Raw genomic sequence first — 19,701 nt, 5'->3', positions numbered from 1 at the left:
CCAGCGCCCGCTCCTGATTTATTTACGCGTATGAGCACGACGAAGCCAGAGACCTCAAGCCGCGCCAGCCACCGGCGCGGGCAGACCGCGCGCGGCCGGCGGGCGGACGCCCCCGGCGACCTCCCCGCGCCGGGATGGCGCGATGTTTTGCTTAGAACCAAGAATGAACTCGCGAAAGACAATCTCTCGATCGTCGCCGCGGGGGTGGCATTCTATTGCTTCATGGCGTTCGTGCCGATGCTGGGCGCCATCGTGTCGACCTATGGCCTGGTCGCCGATCCCGTGCAGGTGAGCGAGCACGCCGAGGCGCTGGCGCAGGTGGTGCCGGCTGAGGTGATGCCTTTGCTGCGCGAACAGATGCAACGGCTCACGTCCGCGGGTGAGGCAGCCGGCATCGGCGCGCTGGTCAGTTTGCTCCTCGCGGTGTATGCCAGCGCCAAGGCCACCAAGGCGTTGATCACGGGATTGAACATCGCCTACGACGAAGAGGAGCGTCGGGGATTCGTGCGGCTGCAAGCGGTGGCCCTTGCGCTCACGCTGGGCGCGGTGCTCGGCGCGGTGCTGGCGCTCGGACTGGTGGCGGTACTGCCATCCGTGGCCGGACATTTGGGTTGGTCGGACGCGGCGGGGACGGCGGTGAACTGGCTGCGATGGCCGCTGCTCGTGGGTGGGTTCATGCTCGGACTCGGAGTGCTGTACCGGTTCGGACCAAGCCGGAATCCGCCGCAATGGCGATGGTTGAGCGCGGGAGCGGTCGTGGCCACGGGCTTGTGGATCGTGGCGTCGCTCGGGTTTTCGTTTTATGTGAGCACCCTCGGCAATTACGAGAAAACCTACGGTTCGCTGGGAGCGCTGGTGGTGTTTCTGCTTTGGCTGTATCTGACCGGGTATGTGGTTTTGCTCGGCGCCGAACTGAATGCCGAAATGGAACGTCAGACGGAGAAGGACACGACTGCGGGCGAGCCGAAACCGCTCGGCCAGCGCGATGCCTATTCGGCGGACACGGTCGGGCCCACGCCCGAATAGCCGCACGGTTTGGGGAGCGCGCGGGGGAGGATGTAGGTCCATACTAAAGTTGGACAGAAAGCGCTTTTGCTCCGGCCATCGCCGTGCGGATGATCCGCGCCGACTGGAGCGGCCTACCACCGGCCACTCCGGATCCGCCCACTCCTCCCAAGCTACCCTCGCAGAAGCGCGGCCATTGCAGACGGCAAGGACGCGCTGCTGTGTTTTGCGTGCGATCTGGCGAAAGGCCGCGCGCTTTGACCAAGGCCGACGTATCCAGTGAGACGGCTGGACGCGTTCATGCGACGCGCGGGCGCCAGCAAGGTGACGCGGTCGCTCGATGGGCGTGCCGCAGACGATAAAGCGATCTTCCAGCGGGCAGCGGAATGGGCGCCGCCCGCTGAAACGGCGGTCGGTTGCGCGCGCGAGCGGCATCGCTCTTTCCTCTAAAGATCCGTGGCCTCGCACCGTAATCGCTCACATCGTCCACCGCGCCGGCAAGCGCTGTCGCGCTATTGTCGGCGGCGTTTTCACGTGGTCTGATCACGGCATCCCATCTCGATTTTATGAACAAGACATCAACGCGTCGTCGCCTCGGATGGCTGTGGTTGCTCGTAGCGTGCGCCTGCCTGAGTGCCTTCACCCCGCAAGCGCAAGCCACCGTAGGGGACGAGCGGTTCGCGACGTTTGCACCGGCGCCAGGCGCATTTCCGCTGGTGCACGAAGGTCGCGCGGCGACGCTGCTCGTCGACAGCCAGGATCACGCGGGCGTGTGGCGGGTCGCGGGCGACCTGCAGGCGGACATCGCGCGCGTGAGCGGCGTCAAAGCCGATCTGCGCCGCGACGACTGGAACGCGCGCCCGGCCGCCGTGATCATTGGCACGATCGGCAAGAGCCGGATGATTGATCAGCTGGTGCGGGAAAAGAAAATCGATGGGACACGGATTGCCGGAAAATGGGAGGCGTTTCTCGTGCAGGTCGTCGCGGCGCCGCTGCCCGGGATCGACCAGGCGCTCGTGATCACCGGCAGCGACAAGCGGGGCACGATTTATGGCGTCTACAGTGTCTCCGAGCAGATCGGCGTTTCGCCGTGGTATTGGTGGGCCGACGTGCCGGTGCAGAAACACGCGTCGGTGTTCATCCGGCCGGTTCGGCACATCAACGAGGGTCCGGCGGTGCAGTATCGCGGGATCTTCCTCAATGACGAGGCGCCCGCGCTGACCGGCTGGGTTTACGAGAAGTTCGGCAAGTTCGACCACACGTTTTATCAGCACGTGTTCGAGCTGATCCTGCGGCTCCGGGGCAACTACCTCTGGCCGGCGATGTGGCAGCCGCGGGCGTTCAACGACGACGATCCGCTCAACCCACAGCTGGCCGACGAGTATGGCATCGTCATGGGCACGTCGCACCACGAGCCGCTGATGCGCGCGCACGCGGAGTGGGACCGTTACGGGAAGGGCCCTTGGAACTACGAAAAGAACATCGCGGTGCTGCGCGAGTTCTGGCGCGGCGGGCTGGAACGCGTGAAGGATAAGGAGAAGATCATCTCCATCGGCATGCGCGGCGATGGCGACGAGCCGATGTCGGAACAGGAAAACGTCGCGCTGCTCGAACGGATCGTGGCGGATCAGCGGCAGATCATCGGCGACGTGATGGGCCAAAAGCCACAGGACGTTCCGCAGCTCTGGGCGCTCTACAAGGAAGTGCAGGGGTACTACGAGCGCGGGATGCGCGTGCCGGACGACGTGATCCTGCTTTGGTGCGACGACAATTGGGGCAACATTCGCCGACTGCCGACACCGGAGGAACAAAAGCGGGCCGGCGGCGCAGGCATCTATTACCACTTCGATTACGTGGGCGGACCGCGAAACTACAAATGGCTGAACACCATTCCGCTCACCAAAATTTGGGAGCAGATGCACCTCGCGTGGACGTACCAGGCCAACCGGATCTGGATCGTGAACGTGGGCGACCTGAAGCCGATGGAGTTCCCGATCGAGTTCTTCCTCGACTATGCGTGGAACCCGAGCCGCTGGCCCTACGAGCAGCTGCCGGCGTACACGCAGACCTGGGCGGCGCGCGAGTTCGGGGCGGAGCACGCGGCGGAAGTGGCCGCGCTGATCGACGGCTACACGAAACTCAACGGCCGGCGAAAGCCGGAGATGCTCGCGCCGGACACATTGAGCATGGTGAACTACCGCGAGGCCGAGCGCGTGCTGACGGAATGGCGTGATCTGACCGCCCGAGCGGAGCAGCTCAACCTAGCACTGCCAGCGGAGTCGCGTGATGCGTTCTACCAGCTCGTGCTTTATCCCGTGAAGGCGAGCGGAGTGGTGCAGGAAATCCAGGTGGCCGCAGGCCTGAACCGGCTCTACGCGCTGCAAGGGCGCGCGGCAGCCAACGCGCAGTCGGCCCGCGTGCGCGAGCTCTTCGACCTCGATCAGAAGCTGGTCGACGATTACCACGAGCTCGGTGGTGGCCGCTGGAATCATATGATGGACCAGAGCAACATGGGCTACACTTACTGGCAGACGCCCAACCTCGAGGTGGCGCCCGCCGTCAGCGAAGTCCGGCCCTACGCCGAGGCGTCTCCGGCGATCGCGATCGAAGGTTCAGAAAAATCGTGGTCCTCGTACGGGGCCGGTCGCGCCGTGCTGCCTCCCCTGCACGTGGTGGCCGGCGGCACGCGCTGGATCGAGGTGTTCAATCGTGGACTGAAACCTTTCGAGTACAAAGTCAGCGCGGATCAGTCGTGGGTCACGCTCACGCCTGCGAGCGGTGAGGTGACTGACCTGGTACGCGTCGAGGTCGGTGTAGACTGGAAAGCCGCGCCGCGCGGCGATGCCAAGGCGACGCTCACCGTCGTGGCGAACAGCGAGACATTTGCGGTCGATCTGCCGGTGGAGAATCCCGATCTCACGGGCGTGAACGGATTTCTCGAGTCGGACCGCCACATTGCGATCGAAGCGCCGCATTTTGCGCGGGCGATCGGCGCGGGCGAGATCCAGTGGAAGACGCTGCCGGATTTCGGCCGCACGCTGGGCGGCGTGACGGTGATGCCGGTCACGGCTGCGAAGCAGGCGCCGGGCGGCAACTCGCCGCGGCTCGAATACGACGTAGTGACGAGCTCCCTTGGTGAGGTCACCGTGGAGCTGCACTGCGCGCCCTCGCTGGATTTCCAGCCGGGCTACGGGCTGCAGTTCGCCGTTTCCTTCGATGATGAGCAGCCCCAGGTGGTGAATCTCGACACGTGGGCGACGCTGCAGACTTGGGAAAAGGCCGTAGGCGACGGCGTGCGCAAGGTCACCACCCGGCACAAGCTGGAGACACGCGGTCAGCACGTGCTGAAGTTCTGGATGATCACTCCCGGCGTGGTGCTCGAGCGCGTGATCATCGATGCCGGCGGGGTGCGGCCGAGCTATCTTGGGCCGGTCGAGAGCCCGCGGGTGGGCGAGCCAGTGCAGTAGGAAAGCGCAGATTCCGATAGGTCCTATGCGATGCATACGACCTATGGGAGTCGGATAAACGACGGCCGCAGACCGCGATTGCCTCGGCGCGCGAGTCGCATTCGCTCTCGACGTCAACTGTTCACCATGAACCTCCGTCACCTCGCCCGGCTGGCGCAGCTTTCGCCTTCGGCCGTCTCGCTGGCCCTGCGCGACAGCCCGAAGATTTCCGTGGCGACGCGGAAGCTCGTGCGCGAGCTGGCGGACAAGACCGGCTATCGCCCGGACGCCAAGGTGGTCGCAATGATGACCCACCTGCGCAAGCCGCGCGCCGTGCGGCAGCAGGCCTGTTTCGGGGTGGTGTCGTTCTACAACCACCCGCGGCCGTGGGAGACCTCGAAGCATCTCACGCGGATCTACGAGGGGATGCAGAAGCGCGCGACCGAGCTCGGCTATCGGCTCGAGCCGTTGTGGCTGCGCGCGCCGGGAATGACCTACCGGCGGTTTCGCACGATCCTCGACGCCCGTGGAATCGAAGGGCTGCTGTGCTTCGGCAGTCCGGATCTCGAACAGGACTTTCCCGAGGAGCTGGATTCCTACGCGATCGTGACCGTCGGCCTTAGCATCCGGACGCGGCTGCACCGAATCACGAGCCATTTCTACAATGACACCATGCACGTGCTGAACCGCCTGCACGCGCTGGGCTACCGCCGGCCTGGTCTTGTCGTGGGCCGGTACGAGGAGGCACGGAGCGGCCACGCGCATACGTCCGCGTATCTCGGCTGGTGCGAACATCGGCTCGGGCCGGGGCAGTCGCTGCCGGTGCATCTGGTGGAGCACGTCGACGCGAAGCCGCTGTTGGAATGGCTGCGCCGGCAGCGGCCGGACGTGCTGGTGTTTGTTCACCTCTACGACGTACTGCCCGAACTGCGCGCGGTGCTGCGCAAAAACGAGCTGAGCGTGCCGCAGCAGCTCGGGGTGGCGGCGCTGAGCCAGTTTCTCGAAGGCTCGGGCTTTTCGGGACTGCAGCAGAACCAGCCGTTAATGGGCGCGTGGGCGGTGGAGCTGCTGGCGGCGCGCATCGCGAACCACGACCTCGGCATCCCGGCGAATCCTCGGATCGAGATGGTCGAGAGCCACTGGGTCGAGAATCACTCGCTGCGAAGCCAATTGTCGGTCAACAGTTGATCACCTTTGCGTTGGTCAACCTGCGTCGTCCGTCCACCTTTCTTCGTTCCCCCATGAAACTCGGCCTCGGGCTTTATCGCCACATGCTGACGCGTGAGAATTTTCTGTTCGCGCGCCAAGCGGGTGCGACGCACATCGTCGCCCATCTCGTCGACTATTTTCGCGGCGGCGCGACCAAGTCGCGCGACGACCAACCCACCGGCACCGATCGCGGTTGGGGCCTCGCGGGCGATCCCGCGAAGCTGTGGACGCTCGAGGAACTCGTCGCCCTGCGACGCGACGTCGAGGCGGCCGGGCTGAAGCTCGAGGCGATCGAGAACTTCGATCCGGCGCACTGGCACGACGTGCTGCTCGATGGTCCGCGCCGCGCCGAGCACATCGAGAACGTGAAGACGATTCTCCGCCGGTTGGGTGAGGCCGGAATTCCGATCATGGGCTACAACTTCAGCATCGCCGGCGTGGCGGGACGGACCACCGGACCCTACGCGCGTGGTGGGGCGCCGTCGGTCGGTATGGAGGGCCCGTACGATCTTCCCATGCCCAACGGGATGGTCTGGAACATGATTTACGACGAGAACGCGCCGCAGGGCACGCTTGCGTCGATCACGCACGAGGAACTCTGGCGGCGCTGCCGGGCGTTTCTCGACGAGGTGCTGCCGGTGGCGGAGGAAGCGGGCGTGAAGCTCGCCGCGCATCCCGACGACCCGCCGATGCCAACCGTGCGCGGCCAGCCGCGCCTGGTTTACCAGCCGCAGCTCTACCAAAAGCTGCTCGACCTGAATCCGAGTCCGGCGAACACGTTGGAATTCTGCATCGGTTCGCTCGCGGAGATGGCCGAGGGTGACATTTACGAGATCGTCGACATCTACAGCCGGACGGGGCGGCTCGGCTACGTCCATTTCCGCAACATCACCGGCAAGGTGCCAACCTACAAGGAGACCTTCATCGACGACGGCGACGTCGACATGCTGCGCGTGCTGGAAATCCTGCGACGCAACGGATTCGACGGCGTGCTGATTCCCGATCATACGCCCGCGATGAGCTGCGCGGCGCCGTGGCACGCCGGGATGGCGTTCGCGATGGGTTACATGAAGGGGGCAATGAGGGCGCTGGGGATTTCGTGATGACGGCGAAACGAACGCTGCTGAGTTTGGCGGTAGGGCCGGCGCTTGCCGCCGGCCGCCGGCGAGCGGCGGCCCTACGGAAAGCCCGCTGATGAGCGTCCAACTGCACGTCAACCATCGCACATGCGACGCGCCGGCGGGCGGGTCGCTGTTCGATTACGCGACGAGCGTGGGCGTGCAGGTTCCGACCTCGTGCAACAAGCAGGGCCGCTGCAAGGAGTGCGTGGTCGAAGTCACGGAGGGCATGGAGCGGCTGTCGGAGCGCGTGCCAGCAGAGCAGCATCTCAAGGGCGCGTTTCGGCTGTCCTGCTGCACGCGAGTGATCGCGGACGAGGGCACGGTGCGCTGCCACACGATGCGGCGCGGCGAGATGCGAATCGAGAAGCACGCCTTCGCGTTGCCGGTGCAGCGTCAGGCCTGGCAGCTCGATCCGGCGGTCACGCGCGACGGAGAGCGAATCCTGTTGGACGGCCAGGAAATTGCGCGGAGCCCTGGGGCGATGCACGGGCTCGCGATCGATCTCGGCACGACGACGGTCGTGATCCGGTTGCTGAACCTGGAGACCGGCGAGGTGATCGCCGATTCGTCGTTCGAGAATCCGCAGCGGTTCGGCGGCTCCGACGTGATGGCGCGGATCCAATACGACACCGAAGATCGCACGAAGACGCTGCAGCGCACGCTGGTCGGCTATCTCAGCCACGCGATCCAGGAATTGCCGGTCGATCCGCAGTCGATCTACGAGGTGGTGCTCGCGGGCAACTCGACGATGCGGGACCTGTTTTTCCGGCTGTCGGTTTACTCGATCGGCCAGAGCCCGTATCGGTCGATCACCGAACTTGAACTCGCCGAGGGGAAGCGCGCGACCACCAGCCTCGCCGTCGAGGCGAAGCGGCTCGGGCTGCCGATCCATCCGAAGGCGCGCGTCTATGGTTTGCCGATCATCAGCGGTCACGTCGGTGCAGACGCGGCGGCGTGCATGCTGGCGGTCGATCTCGCGCACGAGGAGCGAACAGTGGCCATCATGGACATCGGCACGAACACCGAGCTGATCGTCGGCAACAAGCATCGCGTACTCGCGGCGTCGTGTCCGGCCGGTCCGGCGTTCGAGGGCGGACAAATCACGTTCGGCATGCCGGGATTGCCCGGCGCGATCGAGAAGGTCGCGATCGCGGAGGGCGGCGCGGTGCGTGTCGGCGTGATCGGAGACGGCGCGCCCGAGGGGCTCTGCGGCTCGGGGCTCGTGGATCTTTTGGGCGAGTTGCTGCGCACGGGCCGGATCAACGCGCTCGGGCGATTCGAGCACGGACCGGAGGAATTCGTCGTCGCGCAGGGAGCGGATCAGCCGGTCACCTTCAGCGAGGCGGACATCAACGCGCTCGCGCAGGCTAAAGGCGCGAACGTCGCCGGTCTGCAGATCGCGTTCGCGGAATACGGCATCAGGCCGGCCGATCTCGAGGTGTTCTATCTCGCGGGCGGATTTGGCCGGCACCTCAACATCGAATCGGCGAAGCGAATCGGGCTGATTCCGAACCTCCCGGCCGAGCGGATCCTGCAGGTCGGAAACGCGTCGGTAGAGGGCGCGTGCATTGCGCTGCTTTCCCGCACCAAACGCGCAGAGTTGGAGCAGCTCGTGCGGCGCGTCACGCATTGCCGGCTCGAGACGCATCCCGGCTTTTTCGATTTTTTCGTCGAGGGCTGTCAGTTCGGTCCCGTCGGTGGAGTGGAGGTGAGCGAACCATGAGCCAGCGACCTTCGCTCGACGCAGCGACCGCCGATACCCCGGCGCCGGCGGCTGGCGATGAACATCACCGGCGGTTTGAACTGTTGCAGGCGCAGCCACCGATCGACGTGGAGGAGGCGGAATACTGGCGGCTGCTCGGCTACCCGCCGGATCACGAGCCGAGTGATCGCGCGCTCGAACTCGCGGCTTGGGCCCGTCAATGGTATGCGGCGAACGGTCGCCCGTGGGTGTATCTCCGCGAAACGCGGCTGGAGCTGACACCGGAGGCGTTGCGGCTCGACGGTCAGGAATTTCGCTCGCAGCAGCTGCACGATCACCTGCGCGAAGCCGGAGCGAAGCGCGCCATGCTGGTGGCGGTCAGTGCAGGCCGCAGCTGCGAGGAACACGCGCGCCAGCTCTGGCAAGAGTCAAAGCCGGACGAGTATTTCTTCCTGGAGATGTTCGGCTCGGCCGTGGTCGAGCATCTGATGGCCACGATGAACGGCCGGATCTGTGACCTGGCGGAACGTGACGGGCTTGCGGCGATTCCGCACTACAGTCCCGGCTACACCGGCTGGGACGTCGCCGATCAGGTTCCGCTGTTCGAGCTGATCGGCCGCGGTATGGGTCAGCCGCTGCCGGAACCCTTCGAAGTGCTGGCGAGCGGAATGCTCCGGCCCAAGAAATCACTCATCGCCGTTGTCGGGCTTGTGCCACAGAGCGTGCAGGCCCGCGCGACGAACCGATGGATTCCGTGCGAGGCGTGCAGCCTTTCACCGTGCTCGTATCGGCGCCGACCCTATCGCCACGCACGGTCGAGTGCGGCACAGCGCGACGAAGCGCAAAACGAGCGCGCTGCTTCGGTCGCTCCGGCCGCGGCGCCTTTCCCTCCGAGCCCGCACTACTCCGTGAGCGAGCGCGCGCTGCAGAAATGGTCACGCGAGCGGGTAACGCTCGAGCGGCGCGCCGACGGCTCGTTGACCGCGCGATTCCGATTCGACGGCACCACGTGCTCAAACATGGGCCGGCCGCTGGCCTTCGACTACACGGTTGAACTCAGTCCCGAGGCCAGCGGACGCGTGATCCGGCGCACGGAGTGCACCCCGACCGCGGACGACGAAGGCCACCGGTTCATGTGCGCTTACCTCAACGACCCCGCCGCGCTGATGCAGGCCATCGCCACCGAGAAGCCGCTGCTCGGCCAGCCGCTCGATGCGGTGTTGCGCTGGTCGCGCGTCGCAGCGCCTTCGGGTTGCCACTGCACCGCGGCGAGCCGCGCCCACAAATGGGGTCTGGCGCTGGAGGCGATTCACTACACGCTGGCGCATCCCCCGCGCGACGGCGCGACAAGTCCGGGCCTTTCCCTTCCCCCACCATGATCAAACTCTGTGACCTCAACCCAGCCGCGAGGGAGAAGCTTCCTCCGGGCTTCCGCGACAAGTCTGGCATCGGCGTGCACTACGTGGACGCGTTCGTGGCGCCGATGAACACCGCGCTGCCCGACGGCACGCGCGTCTCGTGCAAACGCAAAGGCCTGCGCGTGACGCTGAAGGTCGGCACGAAGAAAGGTGACGGACTCATGCGCCGACTCGAAGTCAGCCGCGATCCGGTCGTGATGTTGCAGGCGGCATTGCAGGAGGCCGCCAAGGCTGCCGGCGTCGAGCTGCAGCTCACCGACACGGAAATCCTGCTCGCGCCCTGAGCGTTGCACCCGCGTCCCCGCTTTCGCCCACTTACCCTCCGACAAAACCCAAAGGACACCCCGCATGAAACCCGCACAATGGGAGACCTTCAAAAAAGCTGCCCGGCTGGAGAAGCTGGACCAAATTCCGATGGCCATGATCATCGACAGCCCGTGGATCCCGGGCTACGTCGGCGTCAGCCACATGGATTTCTTCCTGAATCCGGAAGTCTGGTTCCAATCGCATTGGAAGATTCACCAGGAGTATCCGGACATCATCTTCGTGCCGGGCTGGTGGATGGAATACGGCATGGCCGCCGAACCTTCGGTGATGGGTTCGAAGATCAAGTTCTGGCAGGACAACACGCCGAGTGAGTATCCGATGCTCTTCAACATCGAAGACGTCGAGAAGCTGCCGGAATACGAGGTCGAGAACGACGCGTTCATGGCGCTCACGCTGCAGCGGATTCGGATGCAGAAGCAGCGCGTGTTCGGCACCGGCGAGATCATGCCGATCGTCACCTCACGCGGGCCGATGTGCACCGCGGGCTTCGCGCGCGGCACGACGGAGCTGATGATTGACCTCGTCGAAAAACCCGAGTGGGCGCACAAGCTCCTCGATCTCTGCACGCGGCTCATCATCGACTGGCTGAAGGCGCAGGAGAAGGCGATCGGACGCGACGTCGAGGGCATCTTCCTCCTGGACGACATCGTCGGCTTCGTGAACGAGGAGCATTACCAGGAGTTCTGTCACCCGTATCTGAAGCGGATCTGCGATGCGTTTCCGAAGGACTGGGTCAAGATCTACCACAACGACGCGGAGGTACAGGCATGCCTCGATTACCTGCCGGACGTTGGGTTCAACGTGCTCAACTGGGGCAAGCAGACCGACATCGCCGAAGTGAAGGAGCGCGTCGGAAAGAGAATGTGCCTGATGGGCAACGTGAATCCGCTCGAGGTCGGCGTGCGCGGCACGCCGGAGGAGGTGCGCGCGGCGACGCTCGACGTGCTCGAGAAAGGCGGCAGCGAGGGCCGCGGGATGATTCTGTCGGTCGGCGGCGGCACGAGCCCCGGTATGCCCCGTGCCAACATCCTCGCGATGCAGGCCGCGTTGAAGGAATTCAACCAAGCTCATTTCGGCCGCGGCTGAGTCCGCGCGTCGCGTAGGGCCGGCGCTCGCCGCCGGCCGTGATCCCCCTTTGCGGCCGCCGGCAAGCGGCGGCCCTACGCAAACCCAAAGCACCCACCCAACTCCCTTTCCCCCATGCCAGACTATGCGTTGATGAATCAGTGCCTCTACGAGGGCAAAGCCAAGGACGTCGAACAGATGACCAAGGACGCCCTCGCGGCAGGCCGCAGTGTGAAGGAAGTCCTCGAAGAAGGCCTCATCGCCGGGATGAGCGTCGTCGGCGAGGACTTTAAGCACAACATCCTCTACGTCCCGGAAGTGCTCATTGCCGCGCGCGCGATGAAAGCGGGCATGGCGGTGCTGAAGCCCCTGCTCACTGCGGGCGGCCAGTCGAGCTCCACCGGCCGGCTGCTCATGGGCACGGTGCGAGGCGATCTCCACGACATCGGCAAGAACCTCGTGTGCATGATGGCCGAGGGCGCCGGCTTCCAGGTGAAGGACATCGGCGTCGACCAGAGTATCGAGAAATTCATGGCGGCGGCGGATGAATTCAAACCCGACGTCATCGGCATGAGCGCGCTGCTGACGACCACGATGACCTACATGAAAGTGGTCGTGGACGGCTTCCGCGCGCAAGGCCGCGATCAGGTGAAGTTCGCCATCGGCGGCGCGCCGATCAGCCAGATGTTCGCCGATGAGATCGGAGCCGACGGCTATGGCGCGGACGCGTCGAGCGCGGTGGACCTTTTCCTGTATCTCGTCGGCCAGGGTCCAGCGCCGGTGGCCTCCGCCAAGCGCGGGGTGGTGCTCTCGCCTCCGACGCGCGCGGCGGCCGCGAACGCGCGGCCGGCGGATGCGAAATCGAAATACCAGATCCTCTACTGGCAGGACCTGCCATCGCAGATCAAAGTGTGGGACGACTTTGAGGAGGTGAAGGTGGATCTGCCTTCGCCGTTCCCGGAACGGATCGACGCGACCGCGCAGCGGCTGGGGTTCACCAAGGGGGATGACTACATCGCCCAATTGCGTTGGGGTGAGGAAACCGAGCGCGCGGGCACGCCAGCAGACGTCGCCGCCGCGCTGCAAAAGGAACTGGAGGCGGCGCTCGCGAAATGAGCGGCGCGGCCGTCGGTTGTCGGTTTTGGATCCTACGTGACGCATTAGGAATCGTCGAACTCGCGTGGATCCCCCACGCTCACGTGGACCCTTAATCAACCTCCCCATGAAATCCCTGAAACTTCTTCGCGTGGCGCTCGGCCTGCTCGCATTGCCGCTGACCGCGGCCCTAGGTGCGGCGTCGATCGAGGTCAAAGTCGATGCCGCCAAGCAAGGCGCGCCGATCAACCCGTATATTTACGGTCAGTTCATCGAGCACTTGGGCCGCTGCATCTACGGCGGCATCTGGGCCGAGATGCTCGAAGACCGGAAATTCTATTTTCCCATCACGGCCGACTATGCGCCGTATCGCGATCTGAAGGATTCGAATTTTCCGGTCGTGGGCGCGTCGCCCTGGCAGATCATCGGCGAACCAGCTGCCGTGAGCATGTCGAAGGAGCAGGTCTTCGTCGGCGAACACGTGCCGGTGGTGAAGGCAGGCGCGGGGCTGCGGCAGCGTGATCTCGGTGTCGTCGCCGGACGCCGGTACGAAGGCTATGTCTGGGCGCGGCCCGTGTCGGGCGACGCGGAGATCGAGGTGACGCTCGTCTGGGGCGAGAATGCCGCCGACCGCGCGGCGCAGAAGCTGACGTTTTCCGCGGGCGATTACCGCAAACAGAATTTCGCCTTCACGCCGAAGGCGACCCTCGAACGCGGTGCGATGCTGGAGTTGCGCGTGCTGCGCGGGGACGTGCGGCTCGGACCGCCGTCGTTGATGCCGGCCGACAATGTGCGTGGCATGCGGCCCGACACGCTCGCGCTGCTGAAGCAGCTCAACGGCACGATCTATCGCTGGCCGGGTGGCAACTTCGTCAGCGGCTACGACTGGCGCGACGGCATCGGCGATCGCGACCGCCGGCCGCCGCGGAAGAATCCCGCCTGGACCGGCGTGGAGCACAACGATTTTGGCACGGACGAATTCATCGCGTTCTGTCGCGAGATCGGTACCGAGCCGATGATCGCCGCGAACACCGGGTTCGGCGACGCGTACTCGGCCGCGCAATGGGTCGAATACTGCAACGCGGCCAGCGACACGATCGGTGGCGGCTGGCGGGTCAAGAACGGCCAAGAAAAGCCCTACGGCGTGAAATACTGGTGCGTCGGCAACGAGATGTTCGGCCCGTGGCAGATCGGCTACATGCAGCTGCACCACTACACGCTGAAGCACAACTGGGTCGCCGCCGCGATGTGGAAGGTGGACCCGACGCTGCAGTTGAGCGGCGTCGGCGATCTGGACACCGTGCCACCCATCCTCGACACCGGCGCGCCGAAGCGGCCGATCGGCTGGTCGCAGGGCATGCTGGAGAATTGTGCGGACTACATGACGCTGCTGTCGGAGCACTTTTACCGGGGCCGGCTGCCATGGACGCAGGAGGGCCGCGCTGACCTGGTCACGCACGTCGGGATGTTGCGCGAATCGATCCGCAACAAGGCGGAAGGTCATCGCAAGCTGCAGGCCAGTCTGCCCAACCTGAAGGGCCGGATCGTGCCGATCGCGATGGACGAGTGGAATTACTGGCACCGGGAATACGTCTACGGCGAACTCGGTTGCATCTACGACATGGCGGACGGACTCGGCACGGCGGCGGGGCTGCACGAATACTTCCGCAACAGTGACCTCATCCACATGGCGCACTATGCGCAGACGGTGAACGTCATCGGCGCCATCAAGACGACGAAGATCGCCGCCGAGATGGAGACGACCGGGCTCGTGCTGCAGCTTTACCGCGCGCATTTCGGCCAGAAGCCACTGCTGCTGGCCGGCATTCCGGAGCCCTACGACGTTGCGGCGGCGCTGACGAACGATGGGCGCACGCTCACGGTGAGCGTGGTCAATCCCACGAACGAACAGCTGGCGGTGCAGCTCCATTCCGCCGGACTTGCGCTGGCCGGCGGCGGCACGCGCTGGCACATCACCGGACCGGAGCCGACCTCGCACAACACCCCCGGCCAGCCCCGCGTGGTCGACATTCAACGCACCAACGACATCGCAGCGGACGGGCCACTGCTCGCGCCAGCGATGAGCGCGACACTGTTCGCGCTGCCGGTGAAGTGATATGGGGAGCGGCGCTGCAGCTTTTGAGGTAGGGACGCCTCTCCGAGGCGTCCGCTGCGCGCCGCCCGAAGTAGGGTGCGTTGTCCCCAACGCGCCGGTTCAGCTGCCGCACGCGTCACCGGTTGGGCGGGTTAAGGATAACCCGCCCTACCTTGAGCCGCTTTGATTCGATGCACACGCTGCGCGAAAAGCTGGAGCAGGCGGATCGATTCCTTATCGGAACGGAACTGGTCTCGGTGCGCGGCGGCATGTCCGAGCGCAGCGCAGTCAAGGCGCGCACCTTCGCGAACGACCTCGTGGACGCCGACGCGATCGACTGGATCTCGATCACGGACAACGCCGGCGGCAATCCGCAGCTCGCACCCACCGCGCTGGGGAAGCCGATCCTCTACGCCGGCAAGGAGGTCGTGATTCACCTCACCTGCAAGGATCTCAATCGGAACGCGCTCGAGAGCGAGGCGTGGCTCCTGCACAGCGAGGGCTTCAACAACATCCTCGCGATGACCGGCGATTATCCGGTCGCGGGGGCAGGCGGAACGGCGAAGCCGGTGTTCGACATCGATTCGGTGGGGCTGATCTCGATGCTCGATCAGATGAATCGCGGACTGGATCCGAACGTCGGCCAGTCCGGTCCCCGCAAACCGCGGTTTGAGGGGACGAATTTTCTCGTCGGCGCCGTCACGACGAATTTCAAGCTCCATGAGGGCGAGGTGATGCCGCAATACGCCAAGCTTGCGGCCAAGATCGGTGTGGGCGCGCGGTTCATCATCAACCAAATTGGCTTCGACGCGCGCAAGCAGAGCGAGCTGCTCGCCTACCTGCGCGCGCACGAGTTGGGTCACGTGCCGCTGATCGGCAACGTCTACCTGCTCAGCCCGCGCGTGGCCGAGCTGTTCGCGGAAGGCCGGATCCCCGGCGTGGTCGTCAGTCCGGCGTTGCGTGAACTCTGCCGGCGGCACGCGGGAGGCGCCGATGGCGGCAAAGCGTTCTTCACCGAGTTCGCGGCCAAGCAGATCGCGATTTATCGCGGGCTCGGCTATCGCGGCGTCTATCTCGGGGGCGTGCACACCTTCCCCGCGATCCAGCAGATTCTCACGGTGGAGCGCAGCTTTGCACCGGGCGACTGGCGGCAGTTCACGCGCGAGATCGCGTTCTCGCGGCCGGGCGAATTTTTCTACTACGCGCAAAACGACGCCACGGGCCTGGCCGATCCGACGCGGCGGGCCTCGATCGCCGCGCGGCCTTCGAAGCACGTCAGCGCGCTTTATCATTTTTCGAAATGGATGCACAACGTCGCGTTCACGCCGGGCACGCTGCTTGCGCGATGGGGCGCCCGCGCGTGTGCCTCCGCGGCGGATCCGATGCAAGGCCCGAAACCGCTGCGGCTGGTCGAGCACGCGAGCAAGGCGGTGTTGTTTCGCTGCAAGGACTGCGGCGACTGCTCGCTGCCGGAGATCGCGTTTCTTTGTCCCGAATCGCAGTGCGCGAAGAACCAGCGCAACGGCCCGTGCGGCGGCACGCGCGACGGTCGCTGCGAAGTGGACGGGTTTGGCGACTGCATCTGGCTCCGCGCCTACGAGCGGTTGAAGCACGACGGGCACGAGCAGACGATGCTGGCGCACACGCCGGTCGTGCAGGACCAGAGCCTGCGCGGCACCTCCTCATGGGCCAACGCGTGGCTCGGCCGCGATCACACCGCGAAACCGAAGCCCGTTCCCGGAGACGTCGGATCCATGCCTCCCTCGCCCGCAGACGCGCCGCCGTCGTCCTCCTCTCCACCGCCGTGAGCCAGAATGATGTTCCGATCGGAACATCATTCTGGTGCACGCGCCTGCCACACCCTTTCCCCCATGCCCCCCAAAAAACTCAACCTCATCGGCGAGTTGATGAACAACTCGTATGCCCGCGCCCGGAAAGCTTTCACCGAGCGCAGCGTCGCCGACTACCAGAGGCTCGCGCAGGTGCAGTCCGATCTCGGCGTCCAGTATCTCACGCTTAACCTCGACGGCACTTCGCGGATTCAGGTTCGCATGGAGGAGATGCTCGCGTTCCTGCCCGACGTGATCCCGGCAATCCAAGCCGTGACCTCGGTGCCGATCAGTTTCGACAATCCGTCGGTGCGCTATCACGAGGTGGCGCTGAAGCACTACGACCGCGCGAAAAGCGGGCCGCCGATCCTGAACTCGGTCGCAGCTTCCCGGGAACGGCTCGACGAGATGATCGAACTCGTCCGCGCCTACGACACGAACGTGATCGTGATGGCGTCCGAGCACTTCGTCGCCGGCGGGACGTCGCAATGCCTGCGGGCGCAGGACTCGCACGCGGCGGCAAAACACTTCGTGGAACTGCTCGTGACCAAGGCCGGCCGCCGGCCGGACCAGATCATCATCGATCCGGGGCTGGCGCCGGTGGGCGCCGACACCTACGGGCTGGTCAACATCGGACTCGACGCGATGCGACTGATTCGCGCCGATCCAGATCTGCGCGGGGTGCACTTTGTCGTCGGATTGTCCAATTTCGCGTGGGGCACGCCGAAGGGCGTGCGCGAGCAGCTGGAGAACGCCTACCTTACGCTGGCGATGGAGGCGGGATTGGATTTCGCGCTCGCGAATCCGGAAAAATCGCCCGGACCGCTGCCGTCCGATCATCCGATGGTCACGAAGCTGCGGGAAGCGCTCGAACAAGGCCGCGCCGGCGAGGGCGAGTCACAGGAAACCGCCGGTTTCCGGCAGGCCGAAGCGATAATGGCAATCTGTGCAGAGGCGGCCTCGATCGAAGAATGAAAGCTTTGCGGCACTCCCAACCGCGCGGTAGCGCGGGTAGGGCGCTCTCTCCGAGAGCGCCGCGGCGCGTTGGGGACAACGCGCCCTACCAATCATGATCCCGGCTGCGACACTCGACTATCCCGTCTGGCTCCGCGTCGGCACGCTGCTCGACGGGGTCGGCACGACTCCGCTGCGCGATGTACACGTCGTCTATCGCCATGACGGTATCCGTTACGTGGGTCCCGGCGATCGCTCGCCCCCGCGCGAACTGGTGCGGGCAGGGCAAACGGGCCCTGACGTCCATGCGCCGGACGCGACGCTGCTGCCGGGCTTGATCGAAGCGCATGCGCACTTGTTTCTCGAGGGTGGCGAACTCGATCTGCAGAAACGCGCGGCCTACCTCCAGCAGACGTCCGAGCAGTTGCTCGCCGCGGCGAACGAGCGGCTCGGCAAACTCGTGCGGCTGGGAATCGCGGGCGTGCGTGATGCTGGGGACAAAGACGGCGTCGGTCTGGCGCTGAGCCGGCTCTACCGTTCGGCGCAGCGACCGTTGATGCCGTATTTGGAGAGCCCGGGCGCGGCGATTCATCATCGCGGCCGCTACGGCAGCTTCATGGCCGACCCGATCGAGAACCATGCGTCACTGCGTGCGTGCGTGGAGTCGCGGATCGCGGCGGGGGCTGATCGAATCAAGCTGATCCCGACCGGCATCATCAATTTCAAGCAAGGCGCGGTCACGACCGAGCCGCAGATGACCACCGCGGAGGTCGCTGAAATCGTGCGCGCGGCGCGTTCGGCCGGCCGGCAGACGTTCGCGCATGCCTCGGGCGACATCGGCATCGATCGCGCGATCGAAGGCGGCGTCGATTCGATCGAACATGGTTTTTTCATGCGCGCGGATCAACTCGCGCGGCTGCGCACGCTGCATACCGCGTGGGTGCCGACGTTCGCGCCGGTGCAGGAACAGATCGACCACGCCGACCTGATGGGCTGGGACGCGGAGGTGATCGGAAACCTACGGCGGATTCTGGAGCAACACGCCGCGAGTCTGGCGAAAGCGCACGCGATGGGCGTGCTGATCGTCGCGGGCAGCGATGCCGGATCGTGCGGGGTCGCGCATGGCACCGGCTTCCTTTACGAGCTCGAACTGATGGAGCGCGCGGGAATGCCCTCGGTCGCCGTCATCAACGCCGCCACCGGAGTCAGTGCTGGCCGGCTGCGGTATCAGGAGCGGATTGGTCGGATCGAGCCGGGCTATCGCTCGCGGATGATCCTGACGCGGCATTCGCCACTCACGACGATCGCGAACCTGCGAAAGGCCCGGACGGTGATTTTTGATGGTGAGGTTTTCGAGACCGGCGAGGATGCTGACATCAAAAATCTTTAGCCCGCAAATCACGCGGATGAACACGAATTTGGAGTGGGCATTTGCGGGAAGTCGTGTGGATTAGCAGACCCTGCCATGAAAAAACCTCTTCTCGAGACGGTGCTTGAGCGACGGCTCGTGTGCGACGGCGCGATGGGTACTCAGCTGATGCTCGCCGGGCTGGAACAGGGTGGATGCGGCGAGGCTTGGAACCTCACGCATGCCGACCGCGTGCTCGCCATCCAGCAGCGCTACGCCAACGCGGGCGCAGATTGCCTCATCACGAACACGTTTGGAGGCAGCCGGCTGATGCTGCGCCGCCATGGTCACGAGGGCGACGTCGCGGAGATCAATCGCGCCGCGGCGCGGATTGCGCGCGGGGCATTCGGGGCCAAGCCGGGATTCGTGCTTGGCGACGTCGGCCCGCTCGGCGGGTTGCTCGAGCCGTATGGCGAAATCTCGCTCGCCGATGCGCAGTCGGCGCTCGAGGAGCAATGCGTGGCGCTCGTCGCAGCGGGCGTGGATGCCATCATCATTGAGACACAGACCTCGATCGAGGAGCTCAGCGTGGCCATCGATGCGGCGAAAGCGGCGAACGCGCCCTGCATCATCGCGTCGCTCGCATATGATCTCTCGATGGACGGCACGTTCTACAAGACGATGATGGGCGTGGCGCCGGAGGACGCGGCGGAATTTGCCGAGGCACGCGGTGCGCACGTCATTGCGCTCAATTGCGGCACCGGGATGGACATGACAGGCGCGGCCAAGGTGGCGCGGCTTTATCGCGAACGCACGAAGCTGCCGATCATGGTGCAGCCGAACGCGGGCCTGCCCGTGCTCGAGAACATGAAGGCGGTCTACAAGCAAACGCCGGCCGACATGGCGAAGGGCGTGCCTGACGTGCTGGCGGCGGACGTGGCGATCATCGGCTCCTGTTGCGGCAGCACACCGGAACACACGCGGGCGATCCGCGAGGTGGTGGATCGCGGGGAAAGCGCGGTATAGGGCAGGATCGGGAGTCCGCCACTGCCGGATGAGACCGGTGCTCGGTGCGGCCGAGGGCGGC

At 65.2% G+C, this 19,701-nt stretch carries 14 protein-coding genes; all 14 read left to right on the top strand.

Annotated elements, in window-relative coordinates:
• Positions 1-30: 30 nt before the first annotated feature.
• Positions 31-1,026 carry a YihY/virulence factor BrkB family protein gene (locus OTER_RS21940; protein ID WP_012377143.1) on the top strand — a complete coding sequence of 332 codons (996 nt, stop codon included), beginning with the start codon at positions 31-33 and terminating at the stop codon, positions 1,024-1,026.
• A gap of 545 nt (positions 1,027-1,571) precedes the next feature.
• Positions 1,572-4,472, top strand: coding sequence for a glycosyl hydrolase 115 family protein (locus OTER_RS21935; protein WP_012377142.1), 2,901 nt, complete (start codon positions 1,572-1,574; stop codon positions 4,470-4,472).
• Between the two features lie 126 nt (positions 4,473-4,598).
• Positions 4,599-5,639: a substrate-binding domain-containing protein gene (locus tag OTER_RS21930; RefSeq protein WP_012377141.1), complete on the top strand. Its 1,041-nt coding sequence runs from the start codon at positions 4,599-4,601 to the stop codon at positions 5,637-5,639.
• Positions 5,640-5,692: 53 nt separating this feature from the next.
• Positions 5,693-6,763 (top strand): mannonate dehydratase, encoded by a 1,071-nt coding sequence (locus tag OTER_RS21925; RefSeq protein WP_012377140.1) that lies wholly within the window; start codon positions 5,693-5,695, stop codon positions 6,761-6,763.
• A gap of 91 nt (positions 6,764-6,854) precedes the next feature.
• Positions 6,855-8,504, top strand: coding sequence for an ASKHA domain-containing protein (locus tag OTER_RS21920; RefSeq protein WP_012377139.1), 1,650 nt, complete (start codon positions 6,855-6,857; stop codon positions 8,502-8,504).
• Complete coding sequence (locus OTER_RS21915) at positions 8,501-9,862, top strand: hypothetical protein (protein ID WP_012377138.1); 1,362 nt, start codon at positions 8,501-8,503, stop codon at positions 9,860-9,862. Before OTER_RS21920 ends, OTER_RS21915 begins: the two co-directional genes overlap by 4 nt.
• Positions 9,859-10,185, top strand: a complete 327-nt coding sequence (locus tag OTER_RS21910) for a hypothetical protein (RefSeq protein WP_012377137.1) — start codon at positions 9,859-9,861, stop codon at positions 10,183-10,185. Before OTER_RS21915 ends, OTER_RS21910 begins: the two co-directional genes overlap by 4 nt.
• A 64-nt stretch (positions 10,186-10,249) precedes the next feature.
• On the top strand, positions 10,250-11,314 hold the full coding sequence (locus tag OTER_RS21905; protein ID WP_012377136.1) for a uroporphyrinogen decarboxylase family protein: 1,065 nt from the start codon (positions 10,250-10,252) through the stop codon (positions 11,312-11,314).
• Positions 11,315-11,428: 114 nt separating this feature from the next.
• Positions 11,429-12,409 (top strand): virulence factor, encoded by a 981-nt coding sequence (locus tag OTER_RS25440; protein WP_012377135.1) that lies wholly within the window; start codon positions 11,429-11,431, stop codon positions 12,407-12,409.
• 106 nt (positions 12,410-12,515) lie between these two features.
• Positions 12,516-14,504 carry an alpha-L-arabinofuranosidase C-terminal domain-containing protein gene (locus OTER_RS21895; RefSeq protein WP_012377134.1) on the top strand — a complete coding sequence of 663 codons (1,989 nt, stop codon included), beginning with the start codon at positions 12,516-12,518 and terminating at the stop codon, positions 14,502-14,504.
• 152 nt (positions 14,505-14,656) lie between these two features.
• Positions 14,657-16,291: a methylenetetrahydrofolate reductase C-terminal domain-containing protein gene (locus tag OTER_RS21890; protein WP_237702407.1), complete on the top strand. Its 1,635-nt coding sequence runs from the start codon at positions 14,657-14,659 to the stop codon at positions 16,289-16,291.
• Positions 16,292-16,354: 63 nt separating this feature from the next.
• Positions 16,355-17,287: a dihydropteroate synthase gene (locus OTER_RS21885; protein WP_012377132.1), complete on the top strand. Its 933-nt coding sequence runs from the start codon at positions 16,355-16,357 to the stop codon at positions 17,285-17,287.
• Between the two features lie 94 nt (positions 17,288-17,381).
• Positions 17,382-18,656, top strand: coding sequence for an amidohydrolase family protein (locus OTER_RS21880; RefSeq protein ID WP_012377131.1), 1,275 nt, complete (start codon positions 17,382-17,384; stop codon positions 18,654-18,656).
• A 75-nt stretch (positions 18,657-18,731) separates the two neighbouring features.
• On the top strand, positions 18,732-19,640 hold the full coding sequence (locus tag OTER_RS21875) for a homocysteine S-methyltransferase family protein (protein WP_012377130.1): 909 nt from the start codon (positions 18,732-18,734) through the stop codon (positions 19,638-19,640).
• Positions 19,641-19,701 lie beyond the last annotated feature (61 nt).

It is taken from the genome of Opitutus terrae PB90-1 (genome assembly GCF_000019965.1).
In the GTDB taxonomy this organism is placed as follows: domain Bacteria; phylum Verrucomicrobiota; class Verrucomicrobiia; order Opitutales; family Opitutaceae; genus Opitutus; species Opitutus terrae.
Note: the sequence above shows the minus strand (reverse complement) of the source record. Positions and strands in the feature narration are given on the sequence as shown.